This window comes from Congzhengia sp. (genome assembly GCF_037235575.1).
Taxonomy (GTDB): domain Bacteria; phylum Bacillota; class Clostridia; order UBA1381; family UBA9506; genus Congzhengia; species Congzhengia minquanensis.
The window spans coordinates 75,879-94,877 of sequence record NZ_JAXUNN010000038.1; the positions used below are offsets into that span (position 1 = coordinate 75,879).

Genomic DNA, 18,999 nt, shown 5'->3' on the forward strand with positions numbered 1-18,999 from the left:
CACCTCTTTTCGTGTACTGCATATCATGTAGTATGTGAAAAGAGGTGTTTTTATTGCGTCTTGGTCCGAAACGGTACATATTTGCCCGAAAGTCTGCCAAACGAAAAGCCGCCCGCTGGGGGGCGCTGGTTTGCTGTGTTCTTTTTCTGCTATGTTCCGCTGTTTATGCGCTTTCCGTCATGCGCCCGGCCTTTGCCGCTTTGGCGGAAAACCGCGCGAAAGAGCTTGCCGTGCGAACGATTAACGAGGCAATTTCACAAAAGTTTTCTCAGGAAATGAAATACAGCGATATTGTGGAGTTTGAGCGCACCGACGATAATAAAATCAATGCGGTGAAGTCAAATCTTGCGGGTGTGAACAAACTCAAATCTGATTTGAGCTTAGATATTTTGCAAAAAATTTCCGCGCTGAACCAAGACCAGCTGAAGGTTCCGCTGGGAAGCCTTATGGGGAACGACATTTTTGCAGGCTGCGGGCCGGAACTCTCTTTTCAGGTGAAGCCATATGGCAACGTAGTGACCGACATTCAAACCAACTTCACCGAGGCGGGCATCAATCAGACAAAATGCGACGTAACCGTCAGCGTGAAAGCGGATATGTCCATCCTCATGCCTGCCATGAACAAAAAGAGCACCGTTGAAACCACCGTGCCGATTATCCAAACCGTTATCGTCGGCGATATTCCCGAAAGCTACACCAACGTAGACCGGGACGGCTACCAGTTTGAAGACGACGTGCTTCAGCTTGCCGAATAGCGGTAAAAATATCTTATAAACGATGTGTGTCATTAAGGCTACAGCAAATTGTTTGCTGTGGCCTTTTTTGTTTAACTTGTATAAAAAATATATTTTTTTATTTTTAAATTATATTGATTATAGTAAATACATTTGTTATAATGAAGCCAATGGGAATAGGTATATCAAAAATTATATAAGGAGGACGAGAACTATGAAAAAATTAGTGTCTTTGACGCTGTCGGTCCTAATAGTGCTGACTGCGGCCGGAATGGTGCAGGCAGGCGCGGCAGAAGTGGCAACGTCGTTTAAAGATGACACGGGCTTTCATTTTTCGTTTGAAAATGAAAGTGACTTTGCACACCCCGATATGCAGCTTGACAGCATCGGGCTGTCGCAATTTAAAACCCCGGGCGTTACGCGCTACTGCGAGGGCGCCTATGGTTCAAAAGGCGCGGTGGCCGTGGCTGTTGAAACCGCTTCCGGAAACGGAAATGTTAACGACGGCGTGTCGGGCATTAAAATGTTCCCCGGGAAAGAGTATGACCTGACAATGGATTTAAAGCTCTTTTCACCGGAGAATTTTGCGAACCTGCCCAATGTGAACCTGTTTTTTATGACACAGGGGGTTCAGATGTATGAAGATACTGATTGTACCAAACCGCTTTCAGTTTCATCATCAGACTTTCAGCTGTTTTCCATTCCTGGCAGCAGCGTGTTCCAATTTGAGGATGACGGAAAAACCGTTTCTGGTGACTGGAGCAGTTTTCATCAAAAGATAACCTTAACCAATTCATTTAGCGGAAAATTTGTTAAATCAGACGAGCCGGTGAGCGTAAAACTGTTTATCCGTATGGGCGCAAATGCCCATGCCTTAACCAGCACGTCAGATTTTACTCCAGAATTTGTGGCCCAGTGTGGAACGGTGTCGGAAACAGACACACGGGCAGCCCTTTGGATGGAATATGCCATCGACAACATTGGCCTTTGGCCGGCTTCTATTATACCGGAAGAACCGGCAGAAGAGGACACTGCGCTTTGGAGAGGGTCTTTTGAAGACAATGGCTGGGCCAGCGAAACCCACGGCGTAACCTTTGAGGGCAACTATGCAAAAGGATTGATTACCTCTGATGTTCCAGCTGATATTCAAGACCGTTCCAAAGGCGCTTTGGAGCTTACATACACCGGCAACACGGACAATGGCGGTTATTTAGACTTTAACACAGTTGCAGCAACAAACGAAATGCGGCTTCAATATAACCGTGTTTATGAAATTTCGTTCTGGGCCAAAGGCTCTTCTGCGGTAGAGGATTTTTATAAGTCGTCTGGCAGGAAGACTGCGCTCATTCCTGAGCGGAACGGCGCTTCCCGTTTAGACCGCACGTTCCCCATGTGGACCAGTTACACAGTAAACGAACCGATTACAACAGAATGGACGAAATATACCTATCTGTTCTATGAGGAAATGCCAATGGCCCTGGGCCGCGACGGCGATAACGTTTCACCATTGCGGTTTCACGTTCGGTATTCGTGTGTGCCGAACACAAAAACAAATAATTTAACGGCGGAGGTTGGCGGCGAAACCATCAATTATGCTTATCAAAGCAAGAGCGGAGAATATTATAAATTAGAAGATTTTAAAATTTATCTTGACGATTTCACCGTGACACCGTTAGACATAGCATATAACGGCGATTTTGCTGTAAAAGATGAAAGCCAGTCGAATTACACGGTTGTTTGGTATAACGGCGGAACCAACACACACCGGGTGGCACAGCCTGGGAACGACGTTCTTTCGCCTGGTGTGTTCCACAACGGTGTAATTGAAACCATTTCCGATTTCCCCGGCGCAGACAGCAAAAATGTGCTGAAGGTAACCAAAGACGGCGGCGCTCCGTATCAGGGAGCTGACATTGAGAACGGCAAAAAATATCAAATTTCGTTCTGGGCAAAGGCTGACGATGCAGAATCCGTAGGTCAGCCCATCAATTTGGTTTTAGACCGCGACATTCAGGGGCAGATTTTAGATAATTCCGAGCCTACCTATACGAACGTTCCAAAGTGGGCCGGTTACCGCCTTGATACAAGCGTCACCAAAGACATCACGTTAAACAAAGAGCACTACGACGGCTACGGCGCTCCCAAAAATTTTGGAACAAATGAGGAGCCGGAATTTAGAACCGGCAGCGTTCCGTTTTACATGTATGGCGGAACCATTGCAAATGCATATCACAAGCCGGGCGAGCTGACCCCTACAAACTATGAGGAAACGCTGGTTTATGACGACTATTACGATAGAATGTTTGCGAAAAACACCCAGCTTGGAAATGAGCCTACAGCCTGGGCCTACCAGTATTATGACGGAACAGCATGGGCAGGCACCAACGACAAAGCGGAAATTACGTCCGACAAGACTCTAAGCGGGGACTGGACGCTCTATACCATGGAATATGAGTGGAACTATCCCGGCAAGCACTACAGGGTGCCGAATCTCACCTTTTTAGATAACGCAAGCTATAGCCTGGCAGACATTAAAATTGAAGCGTTAGAGGGAGAAGACCCCAATGCTAAGCCGGCATTTCACATTGAAAACCTTGCGGCAACTGCCGACAAAGAAATTTTATCAACATCAGACAGCATTCGCCTCACCTGGAATTTTGTTTCTACAGGCGCGGCAGACGCAAAGGAGGCAGCAGGCGGCTCTCTTGTTAAGGTTTATGCAGACAACAACGGGAAACTGGCCCTGATTGGCACAACAAGGGCGGACCAGGCGGGTGCAGCAGAAATTAAGGCAGGCGCGGCGCTGTTTGGCAAAAGCCTTGTGTTTGAAGTGATTCCCGCAGATACCAATGGCAATTATGGCATCGGAGCAACAGCCGCTTTTTCCGGCCGGGTTGCAACCGCAGTGGAATCGGAACTGGCAGTGAATCCCGATCAGAACTCGGCAGACTGGTCTGTTACCATTGCCGCTGACAACATCAGCGGCACGGCGGATATATATGTTGCAACATATAATCAAAACAACAAATTAATCAGCATTTCACAGGAGCAATTAGCATATGCATCCGGTGAAAACAACAAAACGGGAAACATCGCATTTTCTGCAAATGCAGATAAAGTAAAATTGTTTGTTTGGGACGGTGAGTTAAAACCAATGTGCACGGAAAAAGAAATAACTTTTATGCCTGTGAACAACGACCCCTTTGCGGGAGACAATGAGATTAACGTTGTGTTCTTGGGCGGCTCCATAACGGAGGGCGCCGGCGCGTCCGCACCGGCAAAGTGTTATGCCAACCTGACCGGAGAATGGTTTAAAAAGACCTACGGTACAACAAGCAGAACAGTGAATTATTATAACAAGGGCGTGGGCGGAACGCCGTCGGATTATGGCCTGTTAAGATTTACCCGAGATGTTGTAAACCTTAACCCCGACGTGGTGTTCATTGAGTTTGCCGTAAACGACGGCGGGCGCGATACGAGAATGTACATGGAAAGCATGGTAAGAACGCTCCTGTCGTTGCCCACCAGTCCGTATGTCGTTTTCTTGTACACAACCAATGAAACCTATTCAACGCCGACAGCTTTCCACGAGCAAGTGGCAGAGTATTACGGCATACCGCAAATCAGCTTAAAAGACGCGCTTAAGCGAGAGTTAAACGGCGCAAACGCAAGGGACGCGGGATATTTAAAAGACAGCGTTCATCCTTCCGACCAGGGTTACCAGGTTTATTTTAACGAAATTACAAAATGCCTGGAAACAGGAAGGTTCTACCAAAGACCCATCCCGCAGAAGGAAAAACTGGTAGCGGCAAGCGGCGCAGTGGAAACGGAATTTATTCCAATTTCCAGCGATAGAATTACAAAGTCTGGTAACGACTGGACAACGGGCGGCACCGGCAACCGGCAGTGGGGAAAGACTACAACCATAGGCGCTACATTAAAATTCTCTTTCGACGGAACCATTCTGGCTGTTGAGCATGGCCTGCTCAGTGCAAGCGGCATGTATGAAATTTATGTGGACGGCGAAAAGAAAGGCACGGGCGACCCTTACTACGGCGACCGCGCATTGACCGATTCACCGCAGCTGGTTATGGGCTATGCAAACTATGCCCTTCCTGACGGCCATCACGATGTGGAAATAAAAACGATTCAGAGCACCAATTCCAACAGTGAAGGAGACAATGTGTTCCTCTACAACATCATTACCGGCAGTCCGGTAAAGTAATAAATTCTTATACAAAATGCAATCCCCTTAAAGCAAACGCTTTAAGGGGATTATTATTTTATATATGTTTCATAAGAAAATGTATTTCATTTATAAAAAATATATTGAATATGGCAAAAAAATGTGATATACTATTTAAATAATGGTATATATCCATATGATTTTAATTAAGGAGGAAGAGAAACATGAAAAAAATGATGTCTTTACTGTTGTCGCTTGCAATGATTTTGTCTGCAGCCGGTATGATTACCGCAGGCGCGGCAGAAGTGACAACCTCGTTTAAAGACGAAACAGGCTTTAATTTTTCTTTTGAAAATGAAAGCGATTTTACGCACCCCGATATGGTGCTGGATTCGTCGGGTTCATCCACGTTTAAAACCCCTGGTGTTACGCGTTACTGCGAAGGCGCCTATGGTTCAAACGGTGCGGTGGCGGCACATATTGAGGTTGGGCCGGGAAACGATGGCCTTGCAAACGAAGGCGTATCTAACATTGAGCTTATTCCAGGGCAGGAATATGAATTGTCCATGGACCTAAAGCTGTTCTCGCCGGAAAACTTTGCAAAGCTTCCCAATGTCAACGTGTTTTTTATGATTCATGACAAAAATTCCATGTATGCAGACCCCGAGGGAACGGCGCCTGCCACAGCAAGCTACTATTACCAGGTACATAAAATTTCCGGTGCGGATGTGTTTCGCTTTAATGAGGATGGAACAACCGTTTCGGGCGACTGGGCACACTTAAACTATAAATTTACCGCAACCAACAAATATAGCTCCGGCTATGTGAAAAATGGTGAGTCGGCAAAAGTTTACATGTTTGTCCGTTTTGGTACCAGTGAACACGGCCTTAAATCCAACGGCGCGGATTTCACAGATGAATTTAAAGCAACCTGCGACATAGTGTCCGGCGGAAGAAACGACGGCCTGCCTGCTTACTGGATTGAATATGCCATTGATAATGTTGGCCTGCGCCCGGCTTCTATCGAGCCTGAGGAACCGGTAGAAAAGGATTCTGCTCTCTGGAGAGCATCTTTTGAAAACGAAAGCTGGGCAAATGAAACAGAAGGTGTTTCGCTGCACGCCTCTTACGCGAAAACGGCCTTGTCAACGGACGTTCCCAGCGAAATTGCGGACACATCAAAATCTTCTCTGGAACTGACTTATACCGGCTGGACCGGAAACGGCGGTTACACAGAAATTGTGGCTAATGTTACAGACAACAATAAAAAAATGTGGTATAACCGCGCCTATGAGGTTTCGTTTTGGGCTAAGGGTTCACAGGCCGTGGCGGATTATTACAATGAACATGCAAAAGATGGCCAAAAGTTAATGTTTATTCCGGAAAGAAACAATGGCAGCCGTCTTGACCGAACAAAGCCCATGTGGAACGACTTTAAGTTAAATGACCCCATCACCACGGAATGGACAAAATATACATACCTCTATTACGAAGAACTGCCAATGTCCTTGGGCAGAGACGGTGAAAATGCCTGGGAAACAAAGTTTGATTTGCGTTTCTCCTGCGTTCCCAGTTTAGCGGCAAACGCTCCGGAGGCAGCCGATTATAAAATTTATTTGGACGATTTCACCGTGACCCCCTTAGACATTGTTCACAACGGCGATTTGGCCATAGCAGATGCCAGCCAGGCGGACTACAGCTATGCTTGGTATGACGGCGCAGCAAACGCAACGACCGTCGGCCTGGCGGGGGAAGACACAAAGACCCCGGCAATTTTCCACAACGGCACCATTGAATCTGTAATCGACTTTAACGGGGCGGACAGCAAAAATGTGCTGAAAGTAACGAAAGACGGCGGAGCGCCTTACCAGGGCGTAGACATTGAAAACGGAAAAACATATCAAATTTCGTTCTGGGCAAAAGCTGACGATGCAGAATCCGTAGGCCAGCCCATCAATTTGGTTTTAGACCGTGACATTCAGGGTCAGATTTTAGATGACTCTGAACCTACCTATACAAAGGTTCCAAAGTGGGCAAGTTACACACTTGATAAAACCGACACGAAAGATATTACCTTAAATACGGAGCATTACGACGGTTATGGCGCACCAACAGAAGAAACAGGCAGCATTCCGTTTTATCTGTATGGCGGAACCATTGCAAATGCATATCATAAGCCGGGTGAGCTGACCCCCACAAACTATGAGGAAACGCTGGTTTATGACGACTATTACGATAGAATGTTGTCTAAAAACACCCAGGAAGGCCAGGAGCCAACCGCTTGGGGCTACCAATATTATGACGGCACAGAGTGGGTTGGCACCAACGACAAAGCGGAAATTACATCCGACGAGACCCTGGGTGAGGACTGGACGCTTTACACCGTGGAATACCAGTGGAGCTATCCCGGCAAACATTACAGAATGCCAAAACTTACATTTTTAGACAATGCAAACTATAGCTTAACCGACATTAAAATTGAAGAGGTGGAAGGCACAGATCCCAATGCAAAACCGGAATTCCACATTGAAAACCTTACGGCAACCAGCGACAAAACAATTTTAAATTCAACAGACAGCATTCTTCTTACCTGGAATTTTGTTTCCACAGGAGAAGTAGAAGCCGTTGAGGGTGACGGCAAGTCTTTGGTTAAGGTTTACGCAGACAACGGCGGTAATTTGGCCTTAATCGGCACAACACGTGCCGACAATGCAGGCAGAACTGAAATTAAGGCAAGCGCAGATTTGTTTGGTAAGAATCTCGTGTTTGAAGTAATTCCAGTAGACTCCAAAGGAAACTATGGCGTAGGGGCACAAGCCGCATTTGCCGGAAGAATTGCACTTTCTGCAAGCTCAGAACTGAAATTAAATCTTGATAAAACATCGGCAGATTGGTCCGCCAATATCTTAACAGACAACGTCAGCGGCACGGCAAGTGTGTATGTGGCAACGTATAACCAGAACAACAAGTTAATCGCGGTTTCAGAAGAACCGTTTGCATATGCTTCGGGTGAAAACACAAAAACGGGCACCGTTCAAATTTCGTCCGCGGCAACGACAGTAAAATTGTTTGTCTGGGACGAAAACTTAAAGCCAATGCTTGCAGAAAAGAAGATTTCTTTAATGCCGGTAAACAATAACCCGTTCGCAGGCGATAACAACATTAACGTTGTGTTCTTAGGCGACTCTATCTATGCGGGCGCAGGAGCAGAGCCGCAGTCGGAAAGATGGGTGAACAAGGTTGGAACCTGGTTTACAAATACCTACGCGAAAAATGGCGTAACCGTAACACCGCACTATAAGGGCGTTGGCGGTACGACAACAGACTACAGCTTAGTCAGAGTGATGCGCGACGTTGTAGATTTGGATCCTGATATTGTATTTTTCAGCCATACGTGCAACGACGGCAACCGTGACACAAGACGTAACATGGAAAGCGTTGTTCGTACGCTTGCATCACTGGACAATCCGCCATATATCGTGTTTACACGCACAACAAACAGAAGTTACAGCGAATCCAACGGTTACGGCAACCAAGTGGCAGAGTTTTACGGCCTTCCTCTGATTGACGATTTAGAGGCATTTAAAGCGGCTACAAACGGTACGGGCGTATCAATGTCAGATCTCTTTATCTCAGACGGCGTGCATCCCAGCAACGCCGGATATCAGGTAATTGCGGATGAAATTATTAGATGCATGGAAACAGGACGGTATTATCAAAAGGCAATTGACCGTGCAGACAAACTCATAGAAAACAGCGGGGCCATAGCGGAAGCAACCTGGTTCTCAAGCACCGACACAAGTAAAGTCACGAGAAGTACCGGTTGGACAGCAGGCAGTAATTATGTGCAGTCAAGCGCGGCAGGCGACACATTGGAGTTCTCTTTCACCGGCAATATTTTGGCGTTTGAGTATGGCTTGCATAAGGATTCCGGGCTGATAGAAGTTTGGGTAGACGACAAGCTGGAAGTAACCTGTAATCCTCGCTATAACGATTCAATTACAAGTTATCAGCTAGTGTGCAAAGGAGATTCCATTTTGCTTGATTTAGAATATGGTACGCATAAGGTTGTGATGAAAACGGTGCAAAACCCGCAAGTTACGGGCAGTCAGGTAGACCGTATATTCGGTATCATGACCGGCGCATGGGTGCAGGAATAATTCCAATAAACAAAAGCTCCTCAGACGAAAGTCTGAGGAGCTTTCTTGTGCGTAAGAGACTTGAAATAAAGTGAAAAATGTGGTAAACTATTCACAAACCTTATGCAAACAAAGGAGAAACGCTCAATGTGCGGAAAACTGGTTACGGTAATTTTGCCCGCCTATAACGAGGAAGACAACATACAGCGCGCCTCGCAGACCATTGCGGCTGTTTTGGAGCAGGAAAACATCAACTATGAGCTGCTATTTGTAAACGACGGCTCAAAGGACGACACCTGGGAAAAAATTTTGGCAGAGTCAAGCAAAAACAGCAGGGTGCGGGGCGTGAGCTTTTCAAAAAATTTTGGAAAAGAGTCCGCCATTTTTGCAGGACTTTCTGAGGCCCGAGGCGACTGCTGTGCGGTGATGGACACGGACCTGCAGCACCCGCCGGAAAAACTCGTGGAGATGTACCGGCTCTGGCAGCTGGGAGCCGAGGTGGTGGAAGGCGTGAAGGCCAGCCGGGGCAAAGAGTCTGCCGCCCATTCTTTTGCGGCGAAATGCTTTTATAGGTTAATCAGCCGTGCGGTAGGAATTGACATGTCGAGAGCATCTGACTTTAAGCTGTTAGACCGGAAAGCCGTAAATGTGCTGCTCACCATGCGCGAAAAGCACGTGTTTTTCCGGGCCTTGTCCTCTTGGATTGGCTTTAAAACTGCCGAGGTGGAGTTCGAGGTAGCCGACCGCGCGGCGGGAACGACAAAATGGTCCACCTGGTCGTTGGTGAAATATGCGGTGCGCAATATTGCGTCGTTTACGTCGCTGCCGCTGCAAATCATCACGTTTTTGGGTATTTTGGTACTGATTGTGTCCGTTGTTTTAGGCTCCATTGCGCTGTATCAAAAGGCGGTTCACACCGCATTGGATGGGTTTACCACCGTGATTGTGGTGCTTTTGTTCATCGGTTCCATCATTATGATCAGCCTGGGCTGCATTGGATATTACATTGCGAAAATTTACGACGAAATTAAAGGCAGGCCAAGATACATTATTTCAGAAAAATGTGGGAAATAAATAAAAGTGCGCAGCGAAATGGCTGCGCACTTATTTTAATATAAAGCAATTGGCAAACCGGAAAGCGTTCATCTGCGGTAAAGGCAGGGGTTACGCCGGCATGTGGTTTTTTGTCTTAGGGATATTCATGCAAAATGAAATTTATAAATTTTTGGAGTTGTTTTTTATCAATTAAAATTTTGCCGTCTGCCGGTTTGTAAATCGCTTTATGTAGAATGGAGGGGCTTATTCAAAAAGCTTTGCCAATGACTGGGGCATGCCCACATCATTCTTTGAGCGGATTACCGTAAATTCCTGCTGTGTGTTGGACTGAAACGTCAGGGTAATGGCATTTCCGGACTCTGTTTCTAAATAGGCGTTGCGTTTTAACTTCGGTTGTGTTGTAGTAACATAGTTATAAATTTCTTCAATTTGTGCCGGATCGGTAACAACCACGTCGGGTTTGCGCGCATCTCCCGTAATGCTTGTGCGCCAAACCTCAACGGATTGATATTCCGAAGCCGCAGGCAGTGCGTCATAAAAGCCCAGCTCAGTTAAAAGCGCAATCGTGTTTTTGTAAGACGGGCGAACGTAGTAGGTGTTGGTGTCACTGAAGGTGCGCTGCGCATCCAAATCCGTCACTAAAATATCAGTTCCCTCATAAACAAGGGGAATTTCATAATTGATTTCAATATAGGTGGGCAGGGCAATCTCGTCAATAAACTCTTCATAGGTTACCTGCGATAAGTCGGCTTTTAGGGCGTCAATCAGCCTGTTTGCAATTTCAGTGTCGGTATCCTTCTGCATGAAGTAAGAATTAAAAGGCCTGCTCAGCCGTGCGTCTGCTATAGAAATTGATGTGAGGTCTTCTGTGGATTTCTCTAAAACAGGGAAACGGTCTTTTAAGTTTTCTTCTGTTTCCATAATCGGCTTTAAGAAATCCCTGTCGTCGTCATAGTCTACAATATAGCGGCGAATCATTGTTTTGCCGTCTTTTAATTGATAGTTTACATACAAATAGTCTGTATTGTCGCTTTCCTCGGTGTGCTCAACGGTTTTGTGGCTATGGAACTTCAAAACAGCTTCAATGTCCTGCTGTTTTGTCATTTTGGGCACATAAACATCTTTCGGAACCACCATTCTGCCATTCATTGAGCTAACAAATCTCCGCGAGTCCGGCGGACGGCGGGTAACGCTTACGCTTTCAATTTTAGCCGCATCGGGTACCCGTTTTTCAAAGCCCGTAATGTCGAAGTGGAACAGGCAAAACAGAGCAGAAACGGAAACTACCAGGGCAACCGTGGGCTTTAAAATACCCTTAATGGTAAACGACTTTTTCGCCAGCATATTTGCAATGACAAGGCCCAATAGCCCAAAGGGCAGCGCCAGAAACAGGTTGTTTACATTTATAATTTCTGCCAGATAAAAGTAACCCGCCACGCCAAAGCACATAGAAACGCCATAGACGAATATCGGCTTTAATTTTGGAAATGCCACCACTTCGCTGCTGTTTTCTAAGTTTCTGATTTTATAAATCAAGTAACCAATTAAGAAGAACACCAGTGCATAGGCCATATAAAGAAGAAACCACGTTGGCTCAGTCAGCTTTCCAATGGAAAAATAGAGATATTTTGCCACTGCCATATTTGTGTCGTTCATCACATAACCGTAGAGATTTAAATACATAATATATTTCAAACCGGCCTCAACCAGGAATGGTAAAACAGCAAAAATATAGGTGAACACCAAATGTGCAACGCTGTTACCCGTAAACATGCCGATGAGCACAGAGAAGGCAAAGCCAACAACGGCATATGCAATCTGTGTGGAAATCCAGGCTCCGATGTGGCTCATGGAAATTACCTGGGCAATGTTCGGGTTAGAACGCATAATTACCAAAATTCCGCCGTTGATTAAAATGGGAACAATTAATGCAATAAGCCCGAACACAATGTGGGTAATGTAAAGGGTTTTGCGCTTCACCGGCACTGCGTGCATGGTGGCAACCGCGCTTTTTGAGTTTAAATAGGAAAACAAAAGCACAGAAATTCCAACGGTAAGAATCCCCAAAATAATGTACGGCACAGGGCTGCACTGGAATAAAGCAGAGTTTATGTACTGTTCACTTGCCCCGCCGAACAGGCCGATTGCCTCGTGATAGTCAATGTAAAACGGCAAAAGGCACAGCAAAAATATGGAAAGCGTATGAAGCGCGGGAACCCACCAAAGACGCTTTACATCTGAACGGAAAACCGCAGAATTAAAGCAGGATGTTCGCAGATTCATATCCAATACCTCCTAATTCGTAAATAAAAACTTCTTCTAAGGTAAGCGGCAAAATATCGCAAAGCAGCGGGGAGTAAGCCGCAATTTTGTTTTTAATCTCGCCGCTGTCGCCTTTAATAATTAAGCTGTAAACCGAGCCGAACTGCTCAGAGTGAAGCACGTTCAGTCCCTGCGTCAGCTCGTCGGGCATAAAGCCGGAAAACGCCGCCTGCACCTTGTGAATGTTGCCCTTCGCGTCGTCTAACGATTTTTCCAGCACAATTTTGCCGCCAAACATAATGCCCACATGGTCGCACACGTCCTCAAGCTCCCGCAGGTTATGGCTGGAAACAAGAACGGTAATGTCGCGCTCCGCCACATCTTGCAGCATCAGCTTCCATACGTTGCGGCGCATTACAGGGTCTAAGCCGTCCACCGGCTCGTCTAAAATCATCACGTCCGGCTTTGTGCAAATGCCCAGCCAAAAGGCCACCTGTTTCTGCATACCCTTCGAAAGCTTGCGCACCCGGCGTTTCGTGTCAATTTTAAACACTTCTTTCAGGCTTTCATAGCGCACCCAGTCCCAATCGGGATATAGGCCGGCGTAAAACTTTGCCATGTCGGCAATGGTATATGTGGGGAAAAAATATAAGTCATCCCCAATGCAAATAGTTTTATTTTTTAGCTTTATATTCTCATAAACGTTGTTTCCGTCAATCAAAACTTCCCCGGCGTCTTGCTTATAAACCCCGGTCAGATGCTTGATAATGGTTGTTTTTCCGGCACCGTTGGGGCCGATAAGGCCGTAAACCGTGCCCTTTTTCACATGCAGGCAAAGGTTATCCAAAGCTTTTGTGTCTTCAAAAACCTTTGTCACATTTTTAACTTCAATCATCTTCCTCCATCCCTTCTCATTGTATCATAAACCTTCATAATTTCAGCTGTAACGGTTTCCGGGCTTTCACCGCGGTAAAACAACTCGCCGGCAGCTTCGGTCAAATCTTTATACAGCGCTTTCACATAGGCGGTTTCCTGCGTCTGCTGCACCGGTGCAATAAAACTGCCCTTTGCCCGCTGGGAGTAGATATACCCTTCTTCCTCCAGTTCCTTATAGGCCCGCTGAATGGTGTTGGGATTAATAGCAAGAATGGAAGCCAGCTCGCGCACCGAAGGAATTTTGTCCTGCTCCTTCATGGCACCTGTGAAAATCAGCTCCTTAAACTTTTCTTTAATCTGCTCATACAGCGGTCTGCGGTCGCTAAAATCAAGTTGAATCATGGTTTTCCTCCTTTCCCTAACTGTGTTATCTGTACTAATACATATAATACAGTTAATACAGTTATTTGTCAAGGGGTTTTTCAAAAATTTTTTTATTTTTTTCTAAAAAGGACGATAAACCGCTTAAGAACCGCATATTTAGGCTCTTTAAAATCATGCGCGTCTTCTTATAAACATAGCGGAGTTTTAACAGCTTCATTCCGAATCGATACAGTTTACCAATGGCGTATTGGTTTTTTTGGATGTTTTTAGAAAGCCTAACCGCCCGTTTGCGAAGCAGGGAAAACTGCAAAAGAAAAATCAGCCGGTACCAAATTTGGGCCTCAGAATTGTCTGCGCCGCACCAATAGGCCGCAAACTGCTCCTCCATGGGGGCGCTAACGATTTTATCCATCTCTTCTTTTGTCAAAACCCCGTTTTCAATGGCAAGGGGAATAATGTCCGTGCCGGGCAAGAAATTCAGGCCGTGAAGCTGAAGCTCAAAGGGCGGCTGAAAGCGGCGCACCAAATGAAAGGTCTGTTTTAAATCGTCTAACGATTCAAAGGGGTGGTTTAACATAAAGTCGTAGCTTGCCCAAAACACGCCGGAGCGTTTTATTTTTTTCACAGACGAAAGAATTTCCCCGTTTGTTTCATAGCGGTGGAAAATGTCCCTGCGAATGTGGACCGAGCCGGACTGCACACCGCAAATCACCTCGCAAAGCCCCACGGAAACCAGCTTTTTCAAAACGTCCCCATCAACCATTTTCGGATGGGACCAAATGGTGAAGGGCAAATGAATGTGCCTGTCATACAGAGAAACAAACTCGTCTACCCAACCGGGCAGATTGGGAAAGATTTCGTCGTAAAAGTGCACGAAAACCAGGTTTTTCAGCTCCCGCTTGGCAATCAGCAGCTCGTCGATCACACTTTGCACAGACCGGGTGCGCACCTTTTTGATCCCCTTTGGCAAAAGGCGGCCTAAATTTGAACAGCAGCAGTAGGAGCACGTAAAGGGGCATCCCCTGGAGGCAATCACCTCATAGCTCATTGCAGAGAGTTGCGGGTCGCCCGGCTTTACCGTGTTGTTTTCAATAAAATAAGCATGTTCACACTTAACCGACGGAATTCCATATCCATCTATGTCGTTTAACACACCGTCCACCGAGTTAAAAACAGGCTTGCCGCCTTTTTTATAACACAGGGAGGGAACGTTTTTATACTCCCTTCCGCAGCGCAGCGCGTCGGCCAGCGCGCACATAGCGATTTCCCCGTCAGACCGCAACACAAAATCAGCACCGGCGTCTAACATCCGTTCCGGAAACATGGTGGCATATGCCCCGCCGCAAACCACCGGCAGGCCGCATTTTTTCACAGAGCCTAACACTGCGTTTACCGTGTCCATATACATAGAACTCATAACCGAAAGACCAATGATAAACGCGCCCGACGCGCGAATGGTTTCAACAAGCAAATCCAGCTCTAAAATTGTGGCCGGGGTGGGACCGCGGCTGTTAAACGCTTTAAAAAAGATCGTTACAACGTTGTAGCCGTGCCGTTTTAGGTAGCTATCTAAATACCGCACGCCCAGTGCCTTTACATTATAAAATGCAATTAATACAACGGTCTTTTTTTTCTTGTCCATTCTAACAGCGCCTTTCATATGAAAGAAAAAGCAGACTTTTTCTCGCAAAGATGCTATAATGGTTTTAAGCGAAAAAAATCCTGCATTTTGTAGCTGTATTGTTATGTATTACTAAATATATTCAGAAATCAACAGAAAGAGAAAGTCTACCTTTGAACGGAAAAGTCTACAATTTTTTTGTAAAAATCTGTTTTTTCTTACGCCCGTTCTTTTGCCCACTTTAAAAAGGTAAACTGTGAAACTCTTAAAAGTTCTGCCGCCTGCCGGGAGTTGAGCTTTTTTTCCCGCCATTTTGAAGCAATTGCGTCAAATGAGTCGGGAACCGGAATGGCTTTCCGGCCAAACTGAACGCCCCGCAGCTTTGCCGCGGCAATTCCCTCCTTTTGCCGCTGACGGATAAACTCCCGCTCTGTCTGCGCCACATAGGAAAGCAGCTGCAAAACAATGTCGCAAATTAAGTGTCCGGTTAAATCGTTATCCCGCCGGGTGTCAAGCAAGGGCATGTCCAAAACGACAATGGCCGCCTTTTTTTCTTTGGTTAAAAGCCTCCAGTGTTCTAAAATTTCATCATAGTTCCGGCCTAAGCGGTCAATGCTTTTTACAACAAGAATATCTCCCTCTTTCAGGCGGGACAAAAGCTTTAAATATCCCGGCCGGTTAAAGTCCTTGCCGGACTGCTTGTCACAAAATATATTTTTTTTCTTCACGCCAAAGGCACGCAGGGCCAAAATCTGCCGCTGTTCATTCTGGTCCCTGCCGGAAACTCTGGCATATCCATATGTGGTTTCTTTCATGGTCATTCCTCCATATTCATATTCTATATTATATCATTTTAGAAGAATGATTATTTTATGCAAGCAAAAATGTGTTGACAAACGAACGGCTGTGTAATATAATATGTTGCATAAAGTTGGATTTAGATTGGAGAAAGTAGGATATGCTTGCAAATGCACGGAGAAACAGAATCTGTAAATTGCTGCAGACCCAGTCCGCCGTAACAACGGCGGCGCTTGCCAAAAAGTTTAATGTTTCCATTGAAACAATTCGAAAAGATTTACTGAGCCTTGAAAAAAACAATGAGTTGGTGCGGGTGCATGGCGGCGCGGTGTTAAAGGCTTCGGCGCGGCCCTATTGGGAGCTTTCCAAACGGCTGGACGACAAGCGCCCGGAGAAGACCGAAGTTTCCCGCCTGGCGGCAAACTATATTAAAAACGGTGACAGCATCGCAATTGACACAGGCAGCACGGCAATTGAATTTATTGAAACGCTCATGGAGCGGTTTGACACCTTAACCATTGTCACCCATTCCATGGATGTGTTTCAAAAAGCACATGACTTTAAAAACTTTAACATTCTATTGTGCGGCGGCTATTTTTTAAACCGCGAAAATTCCTTTTACGGAACCTTTGCCAAAGATATGTTAGAGAGAATCCACGTAAGCAAGGTTTTTATCTTTCCCTGGGCCGTGTCGTTAAGCAACGGCATATGCGACAGCCAGCCTCAGCTGGCGGAAATGCAGCAAGAACTGCTCTCCGTGGGCGATAAGGTCATTGTTCTGGCCGACAGCAGCAAATATGAAAAGAGCGCGCTTATCAAGGTGGCAGACATGAATCCGGGCTACATCTATATCGCAGACTCCCGGCTGCCCGACGAAGTGAAAGAGGTTTATAAAAATAACAATATTACAATTATAACAGGGGAGGAAGACATAAAATGAAGGTTTTGTTAATTTTAAGTGACGGTATGCGGCCAGACAGTTTAGAGGGGCATCCGGTGATTGAAACGCTGAAGAAAAAAAGCACCTATTGCATCAACGCCCGAACGGTTGAACCGTCGGTGACCCTGCCGTGCCATATGTCGCTGTTTCACAGCGTAGATCCGTCGCGGCACGGAACCACTACAAACACCTATGCGCCGCAGGTAAGACCCATTTCCGGCCTGTTTGAGCAGCTGAAGCAAAAAGAGAAAAGATGTGCTATGTTTTATAACTGGGAGGAGCTGCGCGACCTCTCCCGGCCGGACTCCCTGAGCCACAGCGAATATTGTTCCGGTCATGTCTACGGATTTGAGGAAACGAACCGGCAGCTTTGCAGAAAAGCAACCCAATTTTTAACGGACAATGACGTTGATTTCACGTTTTTATACCTTGGCTGGGTTGACGAGGCAGGCCATGCCTTTGGCTGGATGAGCGAAGAATATCTGCATGCGGTGCGGGAAACCTGCAACATGGTTGGCAGTCTGATTGATACGTTGGGAGACGAATATACCATCATTTTAACAGCAGACCACGGCGGACATGACAGAATGCACGGAACCAATTTAAATGAGGATATGACCATTCCCATGTTTTTCTGCGGCGCACCGTTTGCACAAAATAAGCAAATTGACGGTGTCAGCATAAAAGACATTGCGCCTACGGTGGCAAGCCTGCTTGGGGCGGAGCCGGCCAAAGAATGGGAAGGCAGCGTTATCAGATGAACAAAATTACGGAAACACACGCGGTGAACCGCATGATTTTGCTGTTTACAGCGCTTTACTTAATCAGCTATGTGACAAGAATTAATTATGGCGCGGTGATCGCAGAGCTGGTCAGCGCAGAAGGAATTCAGAAGTCCCTTGCCTCCCTTGCGCTGACGGCCAGCGCGGTAACCTATGGGGCAGGGCAGCTTATAAGCGGTTTTTTAGGAGACAGAATTCAAGCCAAAAAATTAATTTTTTCGGGGCTTTTGGTAACCATTTTCATGAATCTGCTCATTCCTTTTTGCCGCACGCCCTATCAAATGACGGCGGTGTGGGGAATTAACGGTATGGCCCAGGCCTTTATGTGGCCGCCGCTGGTAAAGATTATGACGGTGCTGTTCACAGAAGAAACCTATAAAAAGGCCTGCGTAATTGTTTCCTGGGGCAGCTCCTGTGGCACAATTTTGGTATATCTGCTTTCACCGGTGTGCATCTATTTTGCGGGCTGGAGGGCTATTTTTGTTCTGTCTGCGCTGTGTGCGGCAGTTATGGCGGCAATTTGGTTAAAAAAATGTCCCGGCGTGAAAGAATTTTCCGGCGTAGCCGCAACTGAAACACAGGAGCGCAAGCCGCTTACCAGGAACATAATTTTCCTGCTGCCGGGCATTATGCTTGCAATTGCACTGCAGGGCATGCTTCGCGACGGCGTTACCACCTGGATGCCGTCTTACATATCTGAAACCTTTCACTTAAGCAGCAAAATTTCTATTTTAACCGGCGTAGTACTGCCGGTGTTCAGCATTGTAACCTTTCAGGTTACGTCGCTGATTTACCGAAAAAAAGTGCGCAACGAACTGCTTTTAAGTGGAATGCTTTATTTGACGGGCTTTACCGCTGCGCTGGTGCTGGCGCTGACAAACGGCGCAAACGCAGGTTTATCTGTGTTTTTAACGGCGCTGCTGACAGGAAGCATGCACGGCGTGAACCTGATTTTGGTCTGCATGGTTCCGCCCTATTTTAAGCGGTTCGGACGCATATCCTTTGCTTCGGGCATGCTGAACTTCTGTACCTATGTGGGAAGCGCGGTATCCGCCTTCGGAATGGCAGTTTTTTCCGAGCGTTTTGGCTGGAACAGCACGGTTTTTTTGTGGAGCGCAATTGCACTGTTCGGCGGCGGAGCCTGTCTTGCAATTTCAAAGTGCTGGGGCCGGTTTGCAAAAGAAGCATAAAAATAAGGGGCTGCAGCCTCTTACTGCAGCC

At 46.4% G+C, this 18,999-nt stretch carries 12 protein-coding genes; 7 read left to right on the top strand and 5 right to left on the bottom strand.

All coding sequences use genetic code 11. The features are described from left to right. Window positions 1–53: 53 nt before the first annotated feature. The 4 genes from yunB (at window position 54) to WIG73_RS09120 (ending at window position 10,133) form a co-directional block, all read left to right on the top strand. Complete coding sequence (gene yunB / locus WIG73_RS09105; protein WP_337400246.1) at window positions 54–755, top strand: sporulation protein YunB; 702 nt, start codon at window positions 54–56, stop codon at window positions 753–755. Between the two features lie 193 nt (window positions 756–948). After that, window positions 949–4,959 carry a GDSL-type esterase/lipase family protein gene (locus WIG73_RS09110; RefSeq protein WP_337400247.1) on the top strand — a complete coding sequence of 1,337 codons (4,011 nt, stop codon included), beginning with the start codon at window positions 949–951 and terminating at the stop codon, window positions 4,957–4,959. A gap of 185 nt (window positions 4,960–5,144) precedes the next feature. Then, on the top strand, window positions 5,145–9,080 hold the full coding sequence (locus WIG73_RS09115) for a GDSL-type esterase/lipase family protein (protein WP_337400248.1): 3,936 nt from the start codon (window positions 5,145–5,147) through the stop codon (window positions 9,078–9,080). A 126-nt stretch (window positions 9,081–9,206) separates the two neighbouring features. Beyond that, on the top strand, window positions 9,207–10,133 hold the full coding sequence (locus tag WIG73_RS09120; RefSeq protein ID WP_337400249.1) for a glycosyltransferase: 927 nt from the start codon (window positions 9,207–9,209) through the stop codon (window positions 10,131–10,133). Window positions 10,134–10,358: 225 nt separating this feature from the next. On the opposite strand, the gene WIG73_RS09125 is transcribed toward WIG73_RS09120, so the two are convergent. From WIG73_RS09125 to WIG73_RS09145, 5 genes are all read right to left on the bottom strand, one after another. Then, a complete protein-coding gene (locus WIG73_RS09125) occupies window positions 10,359–12,398 on the bottom strand; it encodes a DUF6449 domain-containing protein (protein WP_337400250.1) in 2,040 nt (679 codons plus the stop codon). Next, complete coding sequence (locus WIG73_RS09130; RefSeq protein ID WP_337400251.1) at window positions 12,373–13,272, bottom strand: ABC transporter ATP-binding protein; 900 nt, start codon at window positions 13,270–13,272, stop codon at window positions 12,373–12,375. Before WIG73_RS09130 ends, WIG73_RS09125 begins: the two co-directional genes overlap by 26 nt. Next, complete coding sequence (locus WIG73_RS09135) at window positions 13,269–13,655, bottom strand: GntR family transcriptional regulator (protein WP_249312748.1); 387 nt, start codon at window positions 13,653–13,655, stop codon at window positions 13,269–13,271. The genes WIG73_RS09130 and WIG73_RS09135 overlap by 4 nt, the downstream gene beginning before the upstream one ends. A gap of 61 nt (window positions 13,656–13,716) precedes the next feature. Then, window positions 13,717–15,279 carry a radical SAM protein gene (locus WIG73_RS09140; RefSeq protein ID WP_337400252.1) on the bottom strand — a complete coding sequence of 521 codons (1,563 nt, stop codon included), beginning with the start codon at window positions 15,277–15,279 and terminating at the stop codon, window positions 13,717–13,719. A 197-nt stretch (window positions 15,280–15,476) separates the two neighbouring features. After that, window positions 15,477–16,073, bottom strand: coding sequence for a recombinase family protein (locus WIG73_RS09145; protein ID WP_337400253.1), 597 nt, complete (start codon window positions 16,071–16,073; stop codon window positions 15,477–15,479). Window positions 16,074–16,216: 143 nt separating this feature from the next. Between WIG73_RS09145 and WIG73_RS09150 the strand changes: the two genes are divergently transcribed. Genes WIG73_RS09150 through WIG73_RS09160 form a run of 3 tightly spaced genes read left to right on the top strand, consistent with a single transcriptional unit; the run spans window position 16,217 to window position 18,968 of the window. Continuing rightward, a complete protein-coding gene (locus tag WIG73_RS09150; RefSeq protein WP_337400254.1) occupies window positions 16,217–16,996 on the top strand; it encodes a DeoR/GlpR family DNA-binding transcription regulator in 780 nt (259 codons plus the stop codon). Continuing rightward, window positions 16,993–17,757, top strand: coding sequence for an alkaline phosphatase family protein (locus WIG73_RS09155; RefSeq protein WP_337400255.1), 765 nt, complete (start codon window positions 16,993–16,995; stop codon window positions 17,755–17,757). Before WIG73_RS09150 ends, WIG73_RS09155 begins: the two co-directional genes overlap by 4 nt. Continuing rightward, window positions 17,733–18,968, top strand: a complete 1,236-nt coding sequence (locus WIG73_RS09160) for an MFS transporter (protein WP_337400257.1) — start codon at window positions 17,733–17,735, stop codon at window positions 18,966–18,968. Before WIG73_RS09155 ends, WIG73_RS09160 begins: the two co-directional genes overlap by 25 nt. Window positions 18,969–18,999 lie beyond the last annotated feature (31 nt).